This is a genomic window from Haloarcula sp. JP-L23 (genome assembly GCF_011602445.1).
Classification (GTDB): Archaea; Halobacteriota; Halobacteria; order Halobacteriales; family Haloarculaceae; genus Haloarcula; species Haloarcula pellucida.
This window is the reverse complement of sequence record NZ_CP050014.1, coordinates 2,955,185-2,974,476: the sequence shown is the minus strand read 5'-3', so window position 1 is coordinate 2,974,476 and position 19,292 is coordinate 2,955,185. Positions and strand designations below refer to the sequence as shown.

Annotated in this window: 25 protein-coding genes and 1 pseudogene; 2 read left to right on the top strand and 24 right to left on the bottom strand. The window is 66.4% G+C overall.

From position 1 onward, the window contains the following. Nucleotides 1-44 precede the first annotated feature (44 nt). Both G9465_RS15540 and G9465_RS15535 read left to right on the top strand, forming a co-directional pair. Nucleotides 45-989, top strand: a complete 945-nt coding sequence (locus G9465_RS15540) for a S49 family peptidase (RefSeq protein ID WP_166971582.1) — start codon at nucleotides 45-47, stop codon at nucleotides 987-989. Then, nucleotides 982-2,022 (top strand): DUF4350 domain-containing protein, encoded by a 1,041-nt coding sequence (locus tag G9465_RS15535; protein WP_166971580.1) that lies wholly within the window; start codon nucleotides 982-984, stop codon nucleotides 2,020-2,022. The genes G9465_RS15540 and G9465_RS15535 overlap by 8 nt, the downstream gene beginning before the upstream one ends. 49 nt (nucleotides 2,023-2,071) lie before the next feature. On the opposite strand, the gene G9465_RS15530 is transcribed toward G9465_RS15535, so the two are convergent. The 24 genes and pseudogenes from G9465_RS15530 to G9465_RS15415 all read right to left on the bottom strand — a co-directional run bounded on the left by G9465_RS15530 (nucleotide 2,072) and on the right by G9465_RS15415 (nucleotide 19,292). Continuing rightward, nucleotides 2,072-5,581: an exodeoxyribonuclease V subunit beta gene (locus G9465_RS15530; RefSeq protein WP_166971578.1), complete on the bottom strand. Its 3,510-nt coding sequence runs from the start codon at nucleotides 5,579-5,581 to the stop codon at nucleotides 2,072-2,074. Then, a complete protein-coding gene (locus G9465_RS15525; protein ID WP_166971576.1) occupies nucleotides 5,574-6,815 on the bottom strand; it encodes a hypothetical protein in 1,242 nt (413 codons plus the stop codon). The genes G9465_RS15530 and G9465_RS15525 overlap by 8 nt, the downstream gene beginning before the upstream one ends. Then, nucleotides 6,812-7,624 carry a hypothetical protein gene (locus tag G9465_RS25400; protein ID WP_193571708.1) on the bottom strand — a complete coding sequence of 271 codons (813 nt, stop codon included), beginning with the start codon at nucleotides 7,622-7,624 and terminating at the stop codon, nucleotides 6,812-6,814. The genes G9465_RS15525 and G9465_RS25400 overlap by 4 nt, the downstream gene beginning before the upstream one ends. 241 nt (nucleotides 7,625-7,865) lie before the next feature. Further along, nucleotides 7,866-9,332: a preprotein translocase subunit SecY gene (gene secY / locus G9465_RS15515; RefSeq protein WP_166971574.1), complete on the bottom strand. Its 1,467-nt coding sequence runs from the start codon at nucleotides 9,330-9,332 to the stop codon at nucleotides 7,866-7,868. Between the two features lie 6 nt (nucleotides 9,333-9,338). Further along, nucleotides 9,339-9,839: an uL15m family ribosomal protein gene (locus tag G9465_RS15510; RefSeq protein ID WP_166971572.1), complete on the bottom strand. Its 501-nt coding sequence runs from the start codon at nucleotides 9,837-9,839 to the stop codon at nucleotides 9,339-9,341. Further along, nucleotides 9,839-10,303, bottom strand: coding sequence for a 50S ribosomal protein L30 (locus tag G9465_RS15505; RefSeq protein ID WP_166971570.1), 465 nt, complete (start codon nucleotides 10,301-10,303; stop codon nucleotides 9,839-9,841). The genes G9465_RS15510 and G9465_RS15505 overlap by 1 nt, the downstream gene beginning before the upstream one ends. Then, on the bottom strand, nucleotides 10,303-10,941 hold the full coding sequence (locus G9465_RS15500) for a 30S ribosomal protein S5 (RefSeq protein ID WP_166971568.1): 639 nt from the start codon (nucleotides 10,939-10,941) through the stop codon (nucleotides 10,303-10,305). Before G9465_RS15500 ends, G9465_RS15505 begins: the two co-directional genes overlap by 1 nt. Then, nucleotides 10,938-11,500 (bottom strand): annotated as a pseudogene (locus G9465_RS15495) (50S ribosomal protein L18). Before G9465_RS15495 ends, G9465_RS15500 begins: the two are co-directional and overlap by 4 nt. Continuing rightward, nucleotides 11,500-11,949, bottom strand: a complete 450-nt coding sequence (locus G9465_RS15490; protein WP_166971566.1) for a 50S ribosomal protein L19e — start codon at nucleotides 11,947-11,949, stop codon at nucleotides 11,500-11,502. Before G9465_RS15490 ends, G9465_RS15495 begins: the two are co-directional and overlap by 1 nt. Continuing rightward, nucleotides 11,949-12,800, bottom strand: coding sequence for a 50S ribosomal protein L32e (locus G9465_RS15485; protein ID WP_166971564.1), 852 nt, complete (start codon nucleotides 12,798-12,800; stop codon nucleotides 11,949-11,951). The genes G9465_RS15490 and G9465_RS15485 overlap by 1 nt, the downstream gene beginning before the upstream one ends. Beyond that, on the bottom strand, nucleotides 12,800-13,336 hold the full coding sequence (locus G9465_RS15480; protein WP_166971562.1) for a 50S ribosomal protein L6: 537 nt from the start codon (nucleotides 13,334-13,336) through the stop codon (nucleotides 12,800-12,802). The genes G9465_RS15485 and G9465_RS15480 overlap by 1 nt, the downstream gene beginning before the upstream one ends. A gap of 2 nt (nucleotides 13,337-13,338) precedes the next feature. After that, nucleotides 13,339-13,731: a 30S ribosomal protein S8 gene (locus G9465_RS15475; RefSeq protein ID WP_166971560.1), complete on the bottom strand. Its 393-nt coding sequence runs from the start codon at nucleotides 13,729-13,731 to the stop codon at nucleotides 13,339-13,341. Nucleotides 13,732-13,733: 2 nt separating this feature from the next. After that, the gene (locus G9465_RS15470) at nucleotides 13,734-13,913 is read right to left on the bottom strand and encodes a 30S ribosomal protein S14 (RefSeq protein WP_166971557.1); all 180 of its coding nucleotides are present in this window, start codon (nucleotides 13,911-13,913) and stop codon (nucleotides 13,734-13,736) included. Then, nucleotides 13,910-14,440, bottom strand: coding sequence for a 50S ribosomal protein L5 (locus G9465_RS15465; protein ID WP_166971555.1), 531 nt, complete (start codon nucleotides 14,438-14,440; stop codon nucleotides 13,910-13,912). Before G9465_RS15465 ends, G9465_RS15470 begins: the two co-directional genes overlap by 4 nt. After that, the gene (locus G9465_RS15460) at nucleotides 14,437-15,195 is read right to left on the bottom strand and encodes a 30S ribosomal protein S4e (protein ID WP_166971553.1); all 759 of its coding nucleotides are present in this window, start codon (nucleotides 15,193-15,195) and stop codon (nucleotides 14,437-14,439) included. The genes G9465_RS15465 and G9465_RS15460 overlap by 4 nt, the downstream gene beginning before the upstream one ends. Then, the gene (gene rplX / locus G9465_RS15455) at nucleotides 15,192-15,554 is read right to left on the bottom strand and encodes a 50S ribosomal protein L24 (RefSeq protein ID WP_166971551.1); all 363 of its coding nucleotides are present in this window, start codon (nucleotides 15,552-15,554) and stop codon (nucleotides 15,192-15,194) included. Before rplX ends, G9465_RS15460 begins: the two co-directional genes overlap by 4 nt. A 4-nt stretch (nucleotides 15,555-15,558) precedes the next feature. Continuing rightward, on the bottom strand, nucleotides 15,559-15,957 hold the full coding sequence (locus G9465_RS15450) for a 50S ribosomal protein L14 (RefSeq protein ID WP_166971550.1): 399 nt from the start codon (nucleotides 15,955-15,957) through the stop codon (nucleotides 15,559-15,561). Continuing rightward, nucleotides 15,957-16,283, bottom strand: coding sequence for a 30S ribosomal protein S17 (locus G9465_RS15445; RefSeq protein WP_166971548.1), 327 nt, complete (start codon nucleotides 16,281-16,283; stop codon nucleotides 15,957-15,959). The genes G9465_RS15450 and G9465_RS15445 overlap by 1 nt, the downstream gene beginning before the upstream one ends. Next, on the bottom strand, nucleotides 16,274-16,561 hold the full coding sequence (locus G9465_RS15440) for a ribonuclease P protein component 1 (RefSeq protein WP_166971546.1): 288 nt from the start codon (nucleotides 16,559-16,561) through the stop codon (nucleotides 16,274-16,276). Before G9465_RS15440 ends, G9465_RS15445 begins: the two co-directional genes overlap by 10 nt. Further along, nucleotides 16,561-16,779, bottom strand: a complete 219-nt coding sequence (gene rpmC, locus G9465_RS15435) for a 50S ribosomal protein L29 (RefSeq protein ID WP_166971544.1) — start codon at nucleotides 16,777-16,779, stop codon at nucleotides 16,561-16,563. The genes G9465_RS15440 and rpmC overlap by 1 nt, the downstream gene beginning before the upstream one ends. Continuing rightward, nucleotides 16,776-17,687, bottom strand: coding sequence for a 30S ribosomal protein S3 (locus tag G9465_RS15430; RefSeq protein WP_166971542.1), 912 nt, complete (start codon nucleotides 17,685-17,687; stop codon nucleotides 16,776-16,778). Before G9465_RS15430 ends, rpmC begins: the two co-directional genes overlap by 4 nt. After that, nucleotides 17,687-18,148, bottom strand: coding sequence for a 50S ribosomal protein L22 (locus G9465_RS15425; protein WP_166971540.1), 462 nt, complete (start codon nucleotides 18,146-18,148; stop codon nucleotides 17,687-17,689). Before G9465_RS15425 ends, G9465_RS15430 begins: the two co-directional genes overlap by 1 nt. 2 nt (nucleotides 18,149-18,150) lie before the next feature. Next, a complete protein-coding gene (locus G9465_RS15420) occupies nucleotides 18,151-18,573 on the bottom strand; it encodes a 30S ribosomal protein S19 (RefSeq protein ID WP_166971538.1) in 423 nt (140 codons plus the stop codon). Beyond that, nucleotides 18,570-19,292 (bottom strand): 50S ribosomal protein L2, encoded by a 723-nt coding sequence (locus tag G9465_RS15415; protein ID WP_166971536.1) that lies wholly within the window; start codon nucleotides 19,290-19,292, stop codon nucleotides 18,570-18,572. Before G9465_RS15415 ends, G9465_RS15420 begins: the two co-directional genes overlap by 4 nt.

Below are 19,292 nucleotides of genomic sequence, written 5' to 3'. Positions count from 1 at the left end.
AGCTATTCGTCCGGTGGCACCTACCGCAGATAGTGTCAATGTAAATGAAATTGTCACCAACTACCACGGCCGCGTACGTGGTCGTCGTCACCGCCGCCGTCGTGACGGCGGTCGTTCTGGGGCCGGTCGTCTGGGACGTGACCGCCAGCGCGGGCGGCGACCGCCAGAGCGTCGCCGTCGTCACGCTTCGCGGCGGCATCACCGACGCCAACGTGGCCGCCGTCACGCAGCGACTCAGACAGATACGGGACAACGACTCCATCGGTGCGGTCGTCCTCCGCGTCGACAGTCCCGGTGGTCCCGTCGACGCGAGCGAGGAGTTCTATCTGGCGGTCAACCGGACCGCAAGCGAGATGCCGGTGGTCGCCTACGTCGAGGGGACCGCCGCGTCCGGCGGGTACTTCGGTATCTCGCCGGCCGACGAGATAGTCGTCAAGCCGAGTTCGAACGTCGGCAGCATCGGCGTCATCGTGCAGGTACCCCGAAGCGTCATCGAGGACACCGCGCGACAGCAAGAGCAGTTCGTCCGCTCGGGCCCCGACAAGGCCCAGATAAGCCTCGACAGTCTCCGGCGGGACATCGAGACGCTTCAGCGAGCGTTCGTCGGCACGGTGATGCGCCACCGCGGCGACGAACTCTCGCTGGGCCGGGACGACGTCGCCAACGGCCGAACCTATCTCGGTACCCGCGCGGTCCAGAACGGCTTTGCCGACCGCATCGGTGACATCGAGACGGCCATCGAACGGGCCGCCGCGCTCTCCCCGGACATCGAGGACGACCAGTACGACGTGGTCTACGCAGATACCCAGCGCCCCGTGCAGGTCTTCGTCCTAGACGGGACCGTCGAACGGGTCGAGGGAGACGTCGTCTACGTCGACCGGCCCGAGGACACGCCGGATCAGGCGTTCCAACAGCCAGTCGAGTACTACGCCGTCTGGGGCGTCCCGGCGGGGAACGCCACCGACGGGGAGGTGTACGTCTATGACTGAGGGGCGCGTCGTCACGCTGGTCGCGGCGTACATCGTGGTCGCCGTCCTGCTCGTCGGCGGGACGGCGCTGCTCGGTCTCGTCGTCGGCGGGACGGCCGGGACGCCCGACGGCGTCGGCGTCGAGGGCCAGTCCCCGGCGCAGTTCCAACCGGACCGCGTCAACCCCGAGGTCGACCCCGAGACGGGGCGGATAGCCGTCGACCGCGGGGACGCTCGCATCCTCGTCGACGCCGACCACGGCAACCAGTTCGAGGAGTCGGACCTCGAACCCGCCGTCGAGGCCGCGTTCCGGGCCGGCCACACGGTGACGTTCTCCGACGCCGTCGACAGCGACCAGCAGTACAACCAGACCCTCGCGGGCCGGTCGGGCCTGCTGGTCGTCCAGCCGACGGAGGGGTTCTCCGTCGGCGAACGGGCGGTAATCCGCAACTTCACGGCCGAGGGCGGTCACGTGGTCGTCCTCGCCGAACCGACCCAATCGCGCGTCTCGACGGGCCTGTTCGGCGGGGGAGCCACCACCGTCTCCTTCGGTGCGAACAACTTGACCGAGTCCTACGGCGTCCGCATCGGCGCCGAACCGCTGTTCAACGTCGAGGATACGGCCAACGACAACAACTTCAAGAGCATCTACAGTTCGCCGCGGGGCGACGACCCGCTGACCGACGGCGCCGAGACGGTCACGTTCGACGCCGGCGGCTACGTCGCCGTTCGCCGAACCAGCGACGCCGAGGTGGTGTACCAGTCCGTCCCGGGGACGCGGACGCTCGACTCCCGTCGGGCCGGCCAGTACCCCACCGTCGCCCGCACGGAGAACCTCGTGTTCGTCGCCGACACGACCCTGCTCGAACGGTCAGAGGTGTACGACGCCGACAACGAGGCGTTCGTCGGCAACCTCCTCTCGTTTCTCGCGGCGGGAGACGCGCCCGAACACCTCCCCGGACCACCCGTGACTGACGGCGAGTCTGACGAGGACAACGAGCCGACTAACGAGACGGTCACGCCCACCAACGAGACGCCGACGCCGTCGACCTGAGTGGTCCGGGTCGAGAGCGGCCCCCGCGGCGCCATCCCGTGGAACCCCGTCACTCCAGCAGCGACTGCACTCGTCGTTCGACGACCTCCGGCGGCCACGACGGTGTGACCGTCTCGCGCGTGACACCGAACGTTTCGATGGTCGGCCGGACAGCGCCACTCGACCCGTTTTCCCGTTCGAAGAGGTACGCGTACGCCGACACCTGCAGGTCGTATCGCCGTCGCGTCTCCGCTGTCGGCTCCGCGAGCGCGATTTTCACGTCGGTCACGTACCGCTCGCCCGAGGGCAGGTCGACCACGAAGTCCGGTTTGCCGTGGACCTCGACCTCGACGTCGGCGACGCTAACGAGCCCGTCGACGGGGTGCTCTACGCGAACGCTCTCGGCACGCTGGAGTCTCTCCCAGAGGCTCGACGCGAGGAGGTCCTCGACCACGTCGTCGAAGAACGTCCACAGTGCGGCCAGTTCGTCCTCGCCGATTCCCGGCGCGGTGTCGTGAACGACCTCGTCGAACACTCGACGGACGCCGGCGTCCATCGCCCGGAGGTCGGCTTCCGGAACACCGCGGGTGACGAGTCGCGTCACGACTTCGTGTAGGCACGTCCCGACCGACTCTGGCCCCAGTGCGTCGAAGCGAAGGGGCAGGTCGTCGGGTACCTCGTTCGCCGCGGTGTGGAGCGGCTCCCCGAGTAGATGGGCGAGGACGTGCGCGTCGGGGTCCGCCGTGAGCGGGTACATCGTGCTGGGGTTGCAGAACCGAGGAACCCACGGGTCGAGGCACGAACGGCGGGGCGGCGTCACGGCGACGTCTGGATCCGGCGGCGACCCCGAGTCACGCTCCCGGGTCGCGAGCGCGTCCACGTCGTTGACGCCGACAGCCACCTCCCCACTCGGCGTCGAGAGCGTGTACGAGTCGGTGCCACCGTCGAAGCCGAGTCCGTCCCGGAGCGTCTCTATCCACCGGTCGCGAGGGCAATCGCCGGGCAGCGACCGCGGGAGCGGGACGACGAGGTGGTCCCGCGGCCGAGTCAGCGCGACGTACAGCAGGCGCCACGCCTCGGCCAGTTCGTTCCCGACCACTCGCTGCAACCGGTCGGGGCCGACGAGTCCGCCGCTGTCTGCCGCCCCCGTCACCGTACTGCGCCACCGGGCCGTCGCCCACCGGAGCCCGACGTCCCGCGTCCGGCCGCTGTCGGGCGTGTACAGGCCGCCGACGAACGGCGGGACGTCGATATCGGTCGGCACCTCGGTGTTCGTCGGGGGCGCGAGTCCAGCGACCGGTCCCTGTGTGACGAACCGCTGATGGACCGGCCCCTGCGACCAGATGTCGAACCCGGGGTCGGCGACGGCGACGACGTCGGCTTCGTCGCCCTTCGCCCGATGTATCGTTCGAAACGCCACGTCGTACGTCGACCCGGACGCGCTCGGCTGTGCGGGCCCGTCGCTCGGCGTCTCTCGGAACGGCGCCACGAGGTCGGTGAGTTCCTGCGGGCCGTAGTACTCGTCTGTCTCCCACTCCGCGACCGTCTCGACGAGCGCGTCGAGAGCCGCGATACGCTGCCGCGTGTCGGTGTCGGGGAGGCACCCGTTCGAATCGGAGCGGAGCGCGAGCCGTTCGGCGACGTCTTCGAGGTAGATCGCCGCCGGCCGCATCTCGGCGGCGTCACGACGGTCACGGAGTTCCTGCAACCCGGTGAGCGTCCGCTCCTGTGACGCTTCGAGTTCGTCGGCGGCGTCGAGCACCGCATCGACGTCCCAGCCGTGCGTCTCGAAGACGTCGGCGAGCGAGGCCAGTCCGAGGCCGGAACCGGTCACGAGTTCTCGGGTCCGCTCCGGTGATCCGGTCCCTGCGAGCCAGTCACACACGTCGAAGACGGCCTCGACCACGGGATGGTCGAACAGGGGCTCGCTGGCGTTGCGGACCCGCAGTCCGGCCGCCTCGAACGCGGCCTCGTAGTCGCCCATTCGCGTCCCCCGGCGGAACAGGACGGTGATGTCCAGCGGGTCGCCGTCGTCGTCGGTGAACGTGCCGTCGGCGAGCCCCTTCGCGAGGTGGGTCGCCAACACGTCCGCCTCGCCGCCACCTCCCTCGGGGTGGACCCACTCGGCGGAGCCCGGACGGTGGTTGCTCGAGAACGACGCGACGTGGACCGCTGTCTCGTCCGTCCCGTCTCGCGCCGGGTCGAGCGACGGCAGCGCCGTTTCGAGGTTGCCGACGTCGCCGCGTGACTCGTCACCGAACATCGGGGCCGCGACGGCGTCGACGGCGGCGGCGACGTCCGGGACACACCGGTACGTCGTCGTCGCGGTCTCGTTGCGATGGGTGGGCCAGTCGACGCCGAGGTACTCGCCGTCCCTCGTCGCCGACTGGAACAGCGTCGGGTCGGCGTGTCGCCACCGGTAGATAGACTGGCGCACGTCGCCACAGGCGAAGACGCGCATCTCCGGGCCGACGAGATGTGACAGTGCCGCGTGCTGAATCGCCGAGACGTCCTGTGCCTCGTCGATGATCACGCTCCGCAACCGACCGCGATAGCGCTTGCGCACGCGCTGTCTGTGGGCGTCGTCGACGCGACCCACGCAATCGGCGTCGGCGATGGTCTCGTCGAAGTACGACGTGACGAGATAGGCCACGTCCGTGTGCGACACCACGCCGTACTCGCGGGTCAGTTCTCGATACGCCGCCCGGTAAGCCGACAGGAGTGCGGTGAAGTCCTCGATACGCACACCCCACTCGTCGTAGAGGTGCTTGTCAGCAGCGACGAGTCTGTCCCGGTCCGTCCCGTCGACGGCCGCTCTCACGCTTTCGCCGACGTCGCCCGCTCCGACGACCCGCTCTACGGCCGCGACGATGTCCTCGAAGGACTCGGGTCGACCGTCGTAGACGGACGCCCGGGTCCGTTCGAGTTCCCGCTCGAACGCCGCCGTCGAGAGCCGGCGGTCGCGGCAGTACGTCACGGCGCGCTCCAGCATATCCGCGACACCGTCTACGTATTCACCCGCCTCGTAGGCCGCATCGAGCGCTTCGAGGCGGGCCGCGTGTGACGGGTCGGTCGCGAGGCGCTCGTAGCAGTCCGCGTGCACCCGCTTCAGCAGTGCCTCGTTGCCCACGGACGGCATCCCATCGAAGCCGACGGCGTAGACGAACTCCTGTAACACTCCCCGGAGAAGACTGTCGATAGTCCCGACGAACGGGGCGCGCTGGACGCGCTGGACCAGCGACTCCACCTCGGCCCCAGACACCTCGGACGCGACCGGCGTGAGGTCGTGTTCGACGATGGTTCGAAGCTGTTTACAGACCTCCGGGACGATGTCTGCCGCCTCGTCGCGGTTGAACGAGACGACGGCGATGTGCTGTTCGGGCGTGGGGTCGCCAGCGACGTATCGCCGGAGGATGTCGTCCGGCGCGATGCGATACGCGACCGTCGACTTGCCGGCCCCGGGCACACAGGAGAGCGTGAAGAGCCCGCTCTCGTGGTCGAAGTATGCGTCCCGGATATCCGCCTGTGCGTTCTGCAGGCGGATCGGGCTGTCCGTTTCGTCCGTTCGCTTCTCAGTCATCCGTCTCGCCCCCCGCCTCGGACAGCATCGCCCGAATCGGCGCCGGGAGCGCTCGCTCGGCGCTCCGCAGCCGCTCCATCTCGCCAGCCGAAACGGAGTCCGTATCGAGGACCGTCAGGAACGGTGATGGGTGGACGGTGTCACCGCCGCCGGTCTCGGTGTGTCGTGTCAGGACCACGCCGCTCGCTGCCGCACAGAGCGTGTCCGCGAAGTGGTCTCTGTCTCGTCCGTCGGTCCACGCGGGACTCGGCGCGAGCGTCGATGCCGCCCCGGCGCCTCGCAGCACCGCTTCCTGAAACTCCGGTGGTAGCGTCGACTCGGTCTCCTGTGGCCACTCGGTGGCCGTCAGGCCGACGGCGACGACGTAGGGGACGTCGAGTGCCCACACGTCGTTCGCCTCCAGAACGTCCACGGCACGGGCGTTCGAGTGTTCGCGGCGCCCCGGTCGCTGTGTCGCGATGACGGACGCCAGTTCGGCGACGTCGGCCCACGACCGCTCGAGGCTCCCGTCGTCGAGCCTCTCCGCGAACTTGTGCCGGAGTTGCTGGACGAGGGTCCGGACGCGAACGACTGCCCGAGCGTCCGTTTCGGTCGCCAGCAGTGCCGGCGCGTCGGCGGCTTTGGTCTCCGGGAGCCCGTGGTCGGCGTACGCCTCTACGACCGCCCCGAGGACGGAGGCGACAGTCTCCGGGCGCGGCTCCGGTACGTCGCTGAGCCACTGGACGAACGCCCCGATCCGGGCGTCGACGTCGTCGGTCGTCGCCACTACCTCGACCCACTCCCCGACTGGCCGAGCGCCGTCGGGCAGACCGGCTATCGCTCGCTGAACGACCCTCGGTTCCACGGGCCACGAGTGACCTGCCGCCGAAGCCGGTGCCCAGCGGTGTTCCAGCGGCCGGAGCAGCGTCCGTGTGTCGACCCGCTCGCCAGCGAGCGCACCGCAAACCGACTCGACGAGTGCGTACGGACGCGTTCGCGTCACTCGAAGCTGTGTCCAGAACACGGGCGTGACGCCGTACTGCATCGCCGCTCTGAACAGCGGTTCCTCGTACGCGTCTAGGTCGCGGACGACGAGAGCGATATCACGGACCGGAACGCCCTCCTCTCTGAGCGCGGCGACCAGTGCCATCACACTCCGCGCTTCTGCACGCCGCGTCGTCGACGCCATCTCCACGACGGGGACGTCGGGTGGCTCAAGCGGACGCGCGAGCGCGAGCCGGTTCGGCGGCGTCACTCGAACACCTCCACACCGGGCTCTGCGATGTCGAGCAGCGACGGGAACCGCTGCTCGAGATATTCGCCCGTGACTTCTCGGAAGTAGACGTGTACGTCGAGCGTCGTCGCCGCGACCAGCGCGTGGAGGAAGTCGGCGACGGTCGCGGAGATACTGCTCAGCCCCATCAGCGAGAGTCGCTCCATCTCGGGGTAGGCGTCCGTCCACGCGGTCCCGTCTGTTGCCGTAAGCTCCCGCGTCGCCCGGCGCACGAGTTCGGTCTCGGAGACGGCTTTCGCCGTCTGCGCTCTGAGGGCGCGTTCGACGTCGAGCGCCGTATCGAGCAGTGCCGCTGTGTCGGCGTCGATCGGCGCGTACAGGTCCCCGACCACGTCCTCCCACGCCGCGATGCGCTCGGGGTGGTAGTTGGTTATCGTCTCTACCTCCGTCCGAATCTGCTCTACGTGCTGTGGGTCGTGCGACCCCGTCCCCACGGGCAGCGAGACGGATGGCGCGGACGCCGACTCGTCGAGTATCTCCCGAACGAGCGTGAGTCGGTCGATACGGTCGATAGCCGTCGTCGATGCGTCGCTCGCACGGAGAACGCTGCGGCTCACCCCGACGACGTCGTCGAACTCGAACGCGTCTTTCGGCTCCCTCGCCTCGCGGAGCCGTCGCTGTACGTTTCGCTGGTGCAGTTCGACTGGTGCGACGACGAGTTCGGTCGGCCGTGGTGTGTGACGGGCTCGGTCTAGCAGCTCCAGTTCCTCTCCGACGTGGAGCGTCACCTGTGCTGGGAGCGTGTCCGAACGTGTGTGTTCGCGTTGCATTGTCCCGTCCCCGCAAATCCGGCTCTCTCGGTTCCAGTTCGTACACGCCTCGCCGTTGAAGAACTGTCGGTCACTGTCGCACTCTGTCCGCTGTCATCTCGACGTGTCACCGACGCTGGTGACTGGCTGTCGTCGCTGCTAGCGAACCGTGACGATAGCGACGCCTCTCGCCGAGTACTGCCGTGACAGCATGCGAGTAGAGAATCGGGCCGGGCGACGCCCGGCCGTCGTTCGTTCGACGTCAGCCGAACATCTGGCGCATCATCGGGTGCATCTCCATGAGCTGCTCCTCTGCGATCTCCTCGTACAGTTTGTACGTGATGGAGACCGTCAGCAGCAGTCCCGTCCCGGAGACACCACCGATAGTGCCGAGCATGTTGGCCATGACGGCCAGCAACCCGACGAGGGCACCGCCGATGACAGTGACCTGCGGGATGTAGCGTTCGAGCACCTTCTCGATGACGCCGACGTTCTGTCGGAAGCCGGGAATCTGCATCCCGGAGTTGTGGATCTGCTTTGCGGTCGCTTCCGGCCCCATGTCGGTCGTCTCGACCCAGAAGACGGCGAAGATAGCACCGCCGACCAGCATGAAGGTCAGGTCGATACCGACACGAATGAGTATCTGCCAGGCCGGCTGGCCCGTCGTCTCCAGCCACCACATCCAGTCACCGGGTGACTGGATGGGTGCCAGATAGTAGAACAGGCCACCAGTGGCCTGCCCGTTGTCGTAGGTCCCAAGCCACGCCGGGAGCGAGCCCAGCTGCGACTGGAGGATGCGTCCGAGGAACTGGATGTTCGCCTGCAGCGCCCGGACGAGGATCATCGGCAGGACGCTCGCGTAGATGAGCTTCACGGGGAAGCGACCACGAGCACCCTTGACCCGCGCGTTCGAGAGCGGAATCTCGACGCGCACGGACTCGGCGTAGACGACGACCGAGAAGATGAGGATGGTCGTGACGAGCGCCAGCAGTCGACCCTGTCCCATGAAGATGGTCTGGAGACCGGCCACACCGAGCACCGGTCCGATGGGCTCCTGTCCGACGGCAAACAGGTACCAGGTGTGCAGGATACCGCTCTGGCCACCGATAAAGGGCGTCGAGAGCAGGCCACCCAGCAGTCGCTGGCTCACGCCGGCGACGATGAACAGCCCGATACCGGAGCCGACGCCCCATTTCGAGATGACCTCGTCCATGAACAGGATGAGGACACCGCCGACGAATATCTGCGCGAAGATGAGCCACTGGACACCGGTCGTGCCGATACCCAGCGACTGCGCGACGGCCGTATCAGCCGGCAGGAAGCCGCCCGCAAAGACCATCGGGAGGCCCGTCAGACAGATCATCACCAGGACCAGCAGCTTCTGGAGGCCCTGATAGAGGATCTGATCGCGCGGGTCGTCCTGCGTGTTCAGCCCGAGCAGGTTCGCCCCACCGAGCAACTGCAACACGATGGACGCCGTGACGATGGGCCCGATACCCAACTGCAGGATGCTCCCCTGTCCCGATGCGAGAATCGACCCGAATCGGCCGAAGACGTCCTGACTGGCGTCGATGTCGAGGCCGAACAGCTTGACGTTCGTCAGGAAGAAGTACAGCATCAACACGCCGCCGGTCCACAGCAGCTTGCGCTTGAACGGGACGTGGCCCTCCGGACGCTGCACTGCCGGCATCCGGACGAGCAGCGGTTCGGCGGTGTCCTTCCAGCTCATTGGTCGTTATTCCTCGTCGTCCGCGTCGTCCTCGGCGGCTTCTTCGGCGGCTTCCTGCCGCTCTTCGCCGAGCTCGGTCAGTTCCGTCTCGCCACCGGCGGCCGTGATCTTCTCTTTGGCGCCCTCCGAGAAGTCGTCGGCGACGACGGTGAGTTCGTTGCGGACCTGTCCGGCGCCGAGCACCTTCACGACGTCGGCGTCGTCGGCGTCCTCGACGACCTCTCGGGCGTCGATGTGGTAGCCGTCGCCGTCCTCTTCCGCGAGGCCGTCGGCGACCAGCAGCGGCGCGTCCTCGTCCAGTTCGCGGACGTCGACCGTCGCGACCTCTTCCTGGACCTTCTGCGGGCGCTTGAAGCCGCTCTTGCCGAGCGGCTCGTAGTTGTGCATCTCGTGCTTGGCACGCCCGGCGGCCCCGCGGCCACCGCGGTGACCGGCACCGCGTCGGTTCTTGTGCGAGCCGCCACCGTGCGTGCGCGAACCGCGCTGTCGTCGTTTCTTGCTCGTCATTATCGCATCGCCTCCAGGAGCGAATCGATGCCCTCGGTATCGTGTCGCCCGAGTTCACCGCCTTCCTTGGTGGGGTGCTTGATGCCGTCGTGGCCGCCGCGCGGCGGGTGCAGACGGAGCGTCGGGGAGAGGCCCTGCTTTTGCAGCGTCGTCTCCTCGGAGATCAGCGCCCACGCCAGCCCCTCGATGTCGTCGTAGTCGGTGTTCTCGGCGACCCACTCGTCGTCGACGTCGGCGTCGCCTTCTGCGGGCTCTGCGCGCGTCTCCAGGAGCAGTTCGACCGTCTCCTGGCTGGGTTCGCCGAAGGCCACGAAGTCGTTGACCTTCGAGACCATCCCGTTGTACGTGTCCGTATCGGGGACGAACGTACAGTGGTTGACGTGGTGGATGTTCAGCATCTTCAGCGTGTCGTGGATGTCCGTATCCATGTTCACGTCGCCGCGGATCTGAACGAGCGCTTGCATCACTCGATCACCTCACGCTTTTCGAAGGTGCGTTCGGGGACGCGCGCTTCGGCGGTGTTCTTGAGGGCGTTGAACGTCGCCTTCGCGAAGTTGACCGTGGTGCGCGTGTTGCCCGACGAGCGGGTCCAGATGTCCTCGATGCCGGCCAGTTCGAGCACCTTGCGGACGGTCTCTCCGCCCGCGAGGCCCAGCCCGCGCGGGGCGGGCTGGAGCTCGACCTCGACGCTCCCGGCCTTGCCCTCGGTGCGCAGCGCGACCGTGTGGGGACGGCCACAGCCACACTCCCAGGACCCACAGCCACGGGAGACGTCGATGAGGTTCAGTTTGGCCACGTCGATGGCCTTCTGGATGGCACCGCCGACCTGGTCGTCACGCCCTTCGGCGTAGCCGACGAGGCCGTCGCGGTTGCCGACTGCGACGACACAGCGGAACTTCACCCGCCGGCCGGAGTCGGTCATCCGCTGGACCATGTTGATGTCCAGCACTTCGTCTTCCAGATCGGGAACGAGCTGGTCGACGACTTCCGATTCTTTCAGGGGAAGCCCCGAGTTCAGCGCCTCCTGCATGGAGTCGATGTCGCCCTCGGCAACCTGCTTGCCGAGGCGTGTCCGGGGTTCCCAGCCGTTGTCAGCACTCATAGTTCGATGTCACCTTCCAGTAGGGTCTCCCGGATTTCGTCGAAGTGTTCCGGGAGGTCTTCGGCGTCGAAGTCCCCGCTGTACAGCGGGTCGTCCAGCTGCTCGGCGTACTCGGCGATGTGGGCACCGCGCGTGCGCTGCCAGTCGGCGAGGACGTCGTCGTTGTGGGGGACGTCGAGCCCGGCGTCGATAGCGCCTTCCTGTATTGCGAATACTTTGCTTCCGGGGTCGGGGAGTTGAGGCCGATGTCAAGCACCGCTTCCTCGACGCCCGCTTCCTGTGCGCGAAGGCCGGCCAGCAGGCCGGTGAGGTACGCCGAGGGCATGTTGCCCGTCGGGGCCTCCCAGCCGTAGTCGGCCAGGTCGCTAGAGTGAGCGGACGCCAGCGTGCGGTCGCCGTCGGGGCCGAGCGTCACCAGCTGCGCCCTGACGTGCTTGTTGCTCTTTCGAGCGACGAGGCGGGGCTTGCCGGATTTCAGCAGGCGCAACCGCTGATGGTAATCGGTACGGGCCTCGCGGCGTCGCCGCATCGGCACGTTGTATCGTGGTCCTGTCGCCATTATGCGTCACCGTGGTTTGCGTCGATGTATCGTTCGAGATCGGCGACACTGTCGAACTCGCCACCGCCTGCCTTGTCGTACAGGTCGCGGTACTGCGAACTCGAGAGTGTGCCGTCGTCGCGCAGTTCGCGCAGCTTCTTCCGCTGTGCGCGGATGCGCGACTCCCAATCCTTCTTGGGGTCCTGTCGCGCCCCGGCCTTGCCCTTCCGGGAACCGGCTCCCTTCTGGTGACCGTAGGCGCGCTTCTTCTGGCGTTCCCGGGCGCGGCCGCGGGAGTTGCCTTTCTTGTCTTTCGCCTGAATGGCGCCCTCATCTACCAGTTCGCGAACGTCCTCGCGGGTGATGGCGTCCGCGATGTCGCCCTGCCGGTCGGGGTTGAACCAGACGCGGTTCTTCCCGACGTCGAGGACGTCCGCTGCGAGTCGCTTCTGTGCGGAGAGGTCCGTCATTACTCGTTCACCTCGACTTCTTCGTAGGTGGGGTTGAGCACGCGGATGCCCGCGTCCTCGGCCTCCTCTTCGATACGCTCGCGCTTGCGAGCGCCGACCTTGGAGGCGATGCGGACCGCTTCGACGTCCCCGTCCACGCCCTCGAGGTCGTCCACGTTGTGGACGCGGACCTCCTCGAATCCGGAGGGGTGCTTGCCACGGACCGCGGTCGGCGAGCGGAAGCCCGCCTCGACCGTGTCGCCCTTGCCTTTGATGCCTCGTCGCTGCTTCGAGAGGTCACCACGGGGCTTGCGCCACGACGTCGAGACGCGCTTTTTCTTGTGGTGGTCCTGCCGGTTGAACTGCGGCTTGCCGACGCGGTGTCGCTGTGCCAGCAGTCGAGCCTCCTCGTCGTCGAGGTCGGGCGTCTTATCGGCGAGACCACGGGGCTGGAGTTCCGTCTCCACGTCCTCGTCGGCCTCTTCCTCGGCGCCTTCCTCTTCGACTTCGGCCTCGGTCTCGGTGTCGACTTCGAGCCCACCGACGTCGGCCTTGATCCGGGCCGCGAGTGCGTTCCCGACGCCGCTGACCTCCGCGAGTGCGGACTGGTCTGCGGCGCGGATGTCGTCGACCGTCTCGAAGCCGGCCTCGCGGAGCGAGTCGGCCTTCGCGTCGCCGACGCCGCTGATGTCGGTCAGCTCCATGTCTTCGGCCTCGGAGTCGGCCTCTTCGGCTCGCTGGTCGGCGTCCTCGGCGGGTTCGCCGTCGAGTGGCTGCTCCGACTCGACGTCGTCCTCGGGGGCGCCGCCCTGCGTGAGTGCCTCTTCGTTGGCGTCGGCGTCGCTGCTCTTGTTGTCGGGGTTGTCTGCCATTAGGCGTCACCTCGGTTCGGTTTCTGGGTGATGTACACCCCGTCCTGAAACACGCGCACGTCCTTGTCGTTGATGCGCGTGAGCTGTTCGATGTCCGCGGCGGTCTGGCCGACGGCTTCGATGTCGGGACCAGACAGCGTCAGTTCCTCGCCGTCGACCTGCACGTCGGTCTCACCGTGGACGGTGGTGCGACGGGCGGCCTTCTCGCCGAGGAAGTTCTCGATGACGACTTCGTCACCTTCGACGCCGACCTGCATCGGGAAGTGAGAGTAGAAGACTTCCATCTCGTACTCCCAGCCCTCGGTCACGCCGTGGAACATGTTCTCGATGTGGCTCTCGAAGGTACCGATAGTCGACATCGTCTTTGCGTCGTCTTCCTCGGACTCGATGACGACGGTGTCGTCCTCGACCGAGACGTCGATGTCGGGGTACCAGAGCCGACGTGTGACGCTGCCGTTGGGCCCCTCGACGGTGACGTCGAGATGGTCCTGTTCGGCGGTCACGTCTTCCGGAATTTCCAGTTCTACTCGTGGCATTGTCAGTATACGTACGCGATGACCTGACCACCGACGCCCGCCTCTCGGGCGTCGTAGTGGCTCATGATGCCGTGGCTGGTCGAGACGACGAGTGTCCCGTAGTCACGGGCGGGGAGGAACCGCTTCTCCCACTTCTCGAACTCGTCGGCACCCGCAGAGTAGCGGGGCTTGACCGGGCCACACTCGTTGATGGCACCTTTCAGTTCGACCTCGAACTCACCGGCTTTGCCGTCGTCGACGAAGGTGAACCCGTCTATGTACCCGCGGTCGTAAAAGACCTCGAGGACGGAGCCGATTTCGTTCGAAGCGGGCGATACCGTCTGCTCCAGATGCCCGACGCTCTCGGCGTTATCGATGGCCGACAGCGCGTTGGCGAATGGGTCGTTTCCTGTCATGGTTAGCTGTACTTCTTGAAGCCCATTCCCCGAGAGATCTCGCGGAAGCACTGGCGACACAGCCAGATGTCGTACTTGCCGACGAGTCCCTGTTCGCGACCGCAGCGCTGACAGGACTCGAGCTGGCCGGTCCGCTCTGCCTCGGCGGCGTCGGGCTCGTCTGTGGTTTCACTTTCGCTCATTCACTGACCTCCACGTCGAATGTCGACTCGACGAACGCGGTCGCGTCTTCCGGGTTGAGTCGGTGGTTCGACGGAATCGAGCGCGACGCCTTGTCGCGCTTGGCGACGCGGTACCCCGGGCGGACGAGGTTGACGGTGACGTCCAGCCCGTAGATTCCGATGCTCGGGTCGTACTCCTGACTCGGGAACTCCGTGTGTTCCTCGACGCCGAAGCTGAAGTTGCCGGTGTCGTCGAACTGACTGGCCGACAGCTCGGCAAGCGGCAGCGCCGTCTCGAGGAACGACTCGGCGACCTCGTCGCGAAGGGTGACCTTCGCACCGATGGGGTCGCCCTCGCGGATGTCGAACTCGCCGACGGTCCGCTTTGCCTTCGTCCGGACGGGGCTCTGGCCGGTAATCTCGCCGAGGATGTCCTCAGCGTTGGCCAGGTCACGACCACCGTGGCCGATGCCCATGTGGACGACGACTTTCTCGACGCTCGGCTCCCGCATCTCGTGGAAGTCGGCGGATTCGCTCTCCGAGCTCATTCGTCATCACCCTCGCTCGCGGCTTCACCGCTCGCGTTTTCCGATGCCGATCCGGCATCGCCAGTGAAGTTCTCGTCGATGACGACGACGTACTCTTCGACCGTCTCGAAGCCAGCGTCGTCGTCGTCCTGTGAGACGATGACGTTGTTCTGTGCGGACCCGGGCGTGACCTGAATCTCGTCGATGGTGCCGATTTCGCCGGCGTGTGCGCCGTCGACGGCCGTGACGAGTGCGCCCTCTTCGTACTCGAAGTGGGCGATGACCTCGCTCGACTCGTTGTCGACGACGATGGAGTCACCGCCGTCGTAGGTCTGGTCGTCCTCGACGATTAGCGTCTCGCCGTCGTGGAGGCCCAACTGGACGCGGCCACCGTCGACGTGAGTCTTGGTGACAATCTTGCCCAGTTTGGACTCCGCGGCGTCCGCTTCGATGGCGGTCAGCGCGAGCCGACCACCCTCGCCGGGGAACACGCGGTAGTACTCTTCGCGCTCGGTGAACGCGAGGATGTCGAACATCCCGACAGGGCGCTCCTCGTCGGAGACGGCCTTGCCGTTGATGAGGACGTTGTCCTCGTTGAGCGCGTAGCGCGCTTCTTTGCGGTTGTCGGCGTAGCCCAGCACGTCCCGCAGGACGATGAGCAGGGGGACCCCCGACTCACCGTGCGGGCCGGCGCCGGCCTTCACCGTGAACGTTGCCGTCTTGCGCTCTACGGGCCAACTGTTCGGGACCGAGAGACGCTTCTGGTGGTTACTCATGCGGAATCATCCTCCGATTCGAGACGCGACTCCCGCTTTTCGTCCTCGAGGTTCAGGTCTGTGACCCGAACGTTCGAGGCTTTCAGCGGGCGGGGGACCTCTTCGCCGTCCGTCTTCTCGAGGGTGACGTCCTCGACGTGGATGACGGCGTCTTTGAGGTCGACGTTGACGACTTCGCCTTCTTCGCCGGCGAAGTCACCGCGGAGCACCTCGACGGTGTCTCCGTTGTTGACGCGGACGTTGCGCTGGCCGTACTCCTCGCGGAGGTCGGCCGACAGCGTCGCCCGAACCTGCTTGTGTCGCTCGTGGAGCGGGGCGCGTCGTTGACTCGTTCGCTGTTTGTCTGGTTGCTCACTCATGGTTCTATACGATCATCGTCGCTGCGGAGGCGACACTCCCGAACCGCTCTGCGACTTCCCGCGAGATGGGGCCTTTCAGCTCGGTCCCGCGCGGGTCCTCGTTCTCGTCCACGATGACGGCCGCGTTGTCTTCGAACTTGACGCGGGTGCCGTCGGGACGGCGGATGGGCTTTCGCTGACGGACGACCACGGCCTCGAGCACCTGACGACGCATCTCCGGCGTCCCCTTGGTGACCGAGACGGTGATCTTGTCGCCCAGACCGGCTTTCGGGTGTCGGCTCTTCGTCCCCGAGTAGCCGTGGACCGAGATGACCTTCAGCTCGCGTGCGCCCGTGTTGTCGGCACACGTGATGAGCGAGCCCTTCTCGAGTCCCTGGGTGACGTCTGCGTTCAGCGCCTCCATTATTGCTCACCGTCCTCGATTGCCACGACGACGTGGCTCTTCGTTTTCGAGAGCGGTCGACACTCTGCTATCGTGACCGTGTCACCGACCGCGAGGTCGAGACAGTCCGGTGCGTGAGCCGGAACGCGGCTCCGCCGCTTCATGAAGCGGTCGTATTTCGGCACCTTCACGTCGTACTCGCGCTCGACGACGACGGTCTTCTCCATGTCGGTGGAGGCGACCTCACCGTCCAGTGTCTGACCGCGCACGGAGAGCTCTCCGTGGAACGGGCAGTTCTGGTCGGTACAGGTCGTCTCCGGTTCCTGTACGTTCAGTCCTAGCGCCATTTGGAATCACCTGATTTCTCTGTGCGGCGAGCGGGACGGGCGACGAGTTTCGAACCGTCCACCCGGACTCGCTGTCCCGATGGCAGGTCGAAGGCGAACGTCGCGCTGTCCTTCGGCACGTGCCACACCCGGTCGGCTCCTTCGACGGCCAGCATCTGGGTCGTCTCCACGACGACCGTTCCGCTGATACCGACGGCGTCCGGATTGGACGCGGCGACGACCTCTACGTCGAGGCCGACGAGTTCGTGACGTGGGAGCGTCTCGGGTGTCAGTGGCATTATTCGTCCTCCGGCTGGAGGTCGCCTTCTTCGCCCTGAATCGTCTTGATCCGGGCGATGGCCTTCTTCAGTTCTTTGATGCGACCCGGGTTCTCCGGGGCGCCACCCGCGGCCTGCACGGCCCGGGCGTTGAGCAGTTCCGTCTTCAGGTCGTCGAGTTCAGCCTCGCGTTCGGCGGGCGTCATGTCGCGGATTTCCTGCACGTGGAGGACAGTCATTCTTCGTCAGCCTCCTCGTCGTCCATCTCGTCCATGAGCTCCTCTGCTTCGGCTTCGACGTCCTCGTCGAGTTCCTCGTCGACTGCGTCTTCGAGTTCGTCGACGTCGACGTCCTCGACGTCGTCGTCGGTCGGGACTTCGACGTCCTCCTCGACGATCTCCTCTTCGATGACTTCCTCGTCGACCTCGACGTCCTCAGGCTCGTCGTGGCCGACTTCGGTCGTCTCGGCTTCGCCCTCGTCTTCGGGTTCGCCTTCGAGGAGTTCCTCGACCGACTCGCCGTCGGTCTCGGCGACGTACTCCTCGACCTCGACGTCCTCGTAGATCTCGAAGTCGTCGGGGAGTTCGGCGTTCGGCGGAATGATCTTCACGCGCACGCCGATGGTACCGAGTTTCATCACTGCGACGCCGACGCCGCTGTCGACGATGTCCTCGGCGGGTTCGCCGTTGTGCTTGATGTAGCCGCGGTTGAACTTCTCGACGCGCGAGCGTGCACCGGTGACCTTCCCGGAGAGGACGATCTCGGCGCCCTTCGCGCCGGCTTCCATGATGCGGTCGATCGTCGTGTGACCGGCCTTGCGGAAGTACCAACCGCGTTCGAGGGCGTTCCCCAGACGGTCCGCGACGATGCGGGCGTTGAGGTCCGGTTCCTCGACTTCCTGCACGTCGATCTGCGGGTCGTCGAGGTCGAATCGGTCTTCGAGTTCCGTCGTGATCTTGCGGATGTTCTTCCCGCCCTTGCCGATGACCATCCCTGGCTTCTCGGCTTTCAGGACGATCTGGGTCCCCATCGGGGTCTTAGCGACGTCCATGCCGCCGTAGCCCGCTCGACCGAGCTCTTCTGCGAAGAACTCGTCGATCTGGGTCCGCTGGAGGCCGTCCTCGATGAACTGCTGTTCGTCAGCCATTATTCGCTGACCTCCTCGAGGATGAGTTCGACGTCGACCTGCGGTGTGTTCCAGGCGGAGGCACGCCCCATCGCGCGGGGCTTGCGACCCTGCTGTTCGCCGACCTTGTGGGCGGCGACGTGCATGATCTCCATGGCTTCACCGTCGAAGCCCTGGTGGTCGGCGTTGCCGATGGCGTTCTCCAGCAGGTCGATGAAGGCCTTCGAGGCCTTCTCGGGGTAGCGACCGGCGTCCCAGCCGTCGACCTTGCTCTTGTGGCCGACGCCCGAGTTGTGCTGCTTGAACGCGACAGGCTGGTCGCCCTCGATAACTGCTTCGAGGAACCCGACGGCGTCGCCCGCCGTCTTGCCCTTGATCTCTCGGGCGATGGCTTTGCTGTGCTTGTGGCTCATCTGCCGCTCACGGAGCATCGCTTTCGCGGTCGTGTCCGGATCGGCGTCGACTGAGTAGCTGATTCCCATGATTACTTGAGCGGTACGAACTTCGAGGAGCGTGTCGCTCCGATACCGGCCTGACCGTGTTCGACCGAGGTACGGGTGAGCTGGAACTCACCGAGGTAGTGCCCGAGCATCTCGGGCTCGACCTTCACGCGCTCGAAGCTCTGGCCGTTGTGGACAGCGAAGGTGATGTCGACCATCTCCGGAAGCACCGGCATGTCGCGCAGGTGCGTCCGGATGGGGTCGTTCGCCGTCGCCTCCTCTTCGGCCTCGCGGGCCTTCTCGAGGAGTTTCTGCTTTTCCTCGGTCAGACCGCGCTTGATACTTCGCCGCTGGCGTGCGGGGAGCAGTTCCGCGACTTCCTCGAGCTCCAGATCCTGCAGCTCGTCGAGCGTGTGGCCTCGGAAGGTGAACTCACCTTCGTGGCCGATTTGATATTCCGAACTCATTCCTCACCACCTCGGCCGGTTCGTTTCGAGGCGATGTCCCCGACTTTCCGGCCTGGCGGAGCGTTGCGGGAGATCGATTTGGGCTTGCCGGGGTGCTGTCGGCCGCCACCACCGAACGGGTGGTCGACGGCGTTCATCGCGACACCACGGACGTTTGGCCACTTCGTCCCGCGGGCTTTCATCTTGTGATACTTGTTGCCGGCCTTGACCATCGGCTTGTCAGTACGGCCGCCACCGGCGACGACGCCGATGGTGGCACGACACTGCGGGTCGAGGCGCTTCATCTCCCCGGAGGGGAGCTTGACGACGGCGACGTTGCGGTCGTGGGTCAGCAGCGTCGCGTTGACACCCGACGAGCGGGCGAAGCGCCCACCGTCGCCGGGGCTGGACTCGACGTTGCAAACCGGAACACCCTCGGGAATCTCCGCGAGTGGGAGCGTGTTCCCGGGGGCGATTTCGGCGCTGACGCCGACCTGCAGTTCGTCGCCCACGCCGACGCCTTCCGGCGCCAGCACGAGGCGGTGGTCGCCGTCCTCGAACTCGACGGCCGCGACGGGCGCCGAGCGAGCGGGGTCGTGTTCGATGTCCACGACGGTCCCGGCGACGAGGTCGCCGTCTTCGACTTTCCGGTGCTGAAGATCAGCCTTGTAGCGGTGCGAGGGCGCCCGGAACGTGGACGTCCCGCGACCGCGTCGTTGTCCCTGAATTCGTCGTCCCAT

What these genes read in the sequence shown, in the direction of transcription:
- secY (WP_166971574.1), bottom strand. Translation starts at nt 9,332, where the DNA reads ATGAGCTGGAAGGACACCGCCGAACCGCTGCTCGTCCGGATGCCGGCA.
- G9465_RS15490 (WP_166971566.1), bottom strand. Translation starts at nt 11,949, where the DNA reads ATGACGGACCTCTCCGCACAGAAGCGACTCGCAGCGGACGTCCTCGAC.
- G9465_RS15440 (WP_166971546.1), bottom strand. Translation starts at nt 16,561, where the DNA reads ATGCCACTGACACCCGAGACGCTCCCACGTCACGAACTCGTCGGCCTC.
- G9465_RS15535 (WP_166971580.1), top strand. Translation starts at nt 982, where the DNA reads ATGACTGAGGGGCGCGTCGTCACGCTGGTCGCGGCGTACATCGTGGTC.
- rpmC (WP_166971544.1), bottom strand. Translation starts at nt 16,779, where the DNA reads ATGACTGTCCTCCACGTGCAGGAAATCCGCGACATGACGCCCGCCGAA.
- G9465_RS15540 (WP_166971582.1), top strand. Translation starts at nt 45, where the DNA reads ATGAAATTGTCACCAACTACCACGGCCGCGTACGTGGTCGTCGTCACC.
- G9465_RS15420 (WP_166971538.1), bottom strand. Translation starts at nt 18,573, where the DNA reads ATGAGTTCGGAATATCAAATCGGCCACGAAGGTGAGTTCACCTTCCGA.
- G9465_RS25400 (WP_193571708.1), bottom strand. Translation starts at nt 7,624, where the DNA reads ATGCAACGCGAACACACACGTTCGGACACGCTCCCAGCACAGGTGACG.
- G9465_RS15460 (WP_166971553.1), bottom strand. Translation starts at nt 15,195, where the DNA reads ATGAGTAACCACCAGAAGCGTCTCTCGGTCCCGAACAGTTGGCCCGTA.
- G9465_RS15475 (WP_166971560.1), bottom strand. Translation starts at nt 13,731, where the DNA reads ATGACAGGAAACGACCCATTCGCCAACGCGCTGTCGGCCATCGATAAC.
- G9465_RS15510 (WP_166971572.1), bottom strand. Translation starts at nt 9,839, where the DNA reads ATGACGAGCAAGAAACGACGACAGCGCGGTTCGCGCACGCACGGTGGC.
- G9465_RS15500 (WP_166971568.1), bottom strand. Translation starts at nt 10,941, where the DNA reads ATGAGTGCTGACAACGGCTGGGAACCCCGGACACGCCTCGGCAAGCAG.
- G9465_RS15465 (WP_166971555.1), bottom strand. Translation starts at nt 14,440, where the DNA reads ATGAGCTCGGAGAGCGAATCCGCCGACTTCCACGAGATGCGGGAGCCG.
- G9465_RS15430 (WP_166971542.1), bottom strand. Translation starts at nt 17,687, where the DNA reads ATGGCTGACGAACAGCAGTTCATCGAGGACGGCCTCCAGCGGACCCAG.
- G9465_RS15480 (WP_166971562.1), bottom strand. Translation starts at nt 13,336, where the DNA reads ATGCCACGAGTAGAACTGGAAATTCCGGAAGACGTGACCGCCGAACAG.
- rplX (WP_166971551.1), bottom strand. Translation starts at nt 15,554, where the DNA reads ATGAGTGAGCAACCAGACAAACAGCGAACGAGTCAACGACGCGCCCCG.
- G9465_RS15470 (WP_166971557.1), bottom strand. Translation starts at nt 13,913, where the DNA reads ATGAGCGAAAGTGAAACCACAGACGAGCCCGACGCCGCCGAGGCAGAG.
- G9465_RS15450 (WP_166971550.1), bottom strand. Translation starts at nt 15,957, where the DNA reads ATGGAGGCGCTGAACGCAGACGTCACCCAGGGACTCGAGAAGGGCTCG.
- G9465_RS15445 (WP_166971548.1), bottom strand. Translation starts at nt 16,283, where the DNA reads ATGGCGCTAGGACTGAACGTACAGGAACCGGAGACGACCTGTACCGAC.
- G9465_RS15415 (WP_166971536.1), bottom strand. Translation starts at nt 19,292, where the DNA reads ATGGGACGACGAATTCAGGGACAACGACGCGGTCGCGGGACGTCCACG.
- G9465_RS15425 (WP_166971540.1), bottom strand. Translation starts at nt 18,148, where the DNA reads ATGGGAATCAGCTACTCAGTCGACGCCGATCCGGACACGACCGCGAAA.
- G9465_RS15485 (WP_166971564.1), bottom strand. Translation starts at nt 12,800, where the DNA reads ATGGCAGACAACCCCGACAACAAGAGCAGCGACGCCGACGCCAACGAA.
- G9465_RS15530 (WP_166971578.1), bottom strand. Translation starts at nt 5,581, where the DNA reads ATGACTGAGAAGCGAACGGACGAAACGGACAGCCCGATCCGCCTGCAG.
- G9465_RS15505 (WP_166971570.1), bottom strand. Translation starts at nt 10,303, where the DNA reads ATGCAAGCGCTCGTTCAGATCCGCGGCGACGTGAACATGGATACGGAC.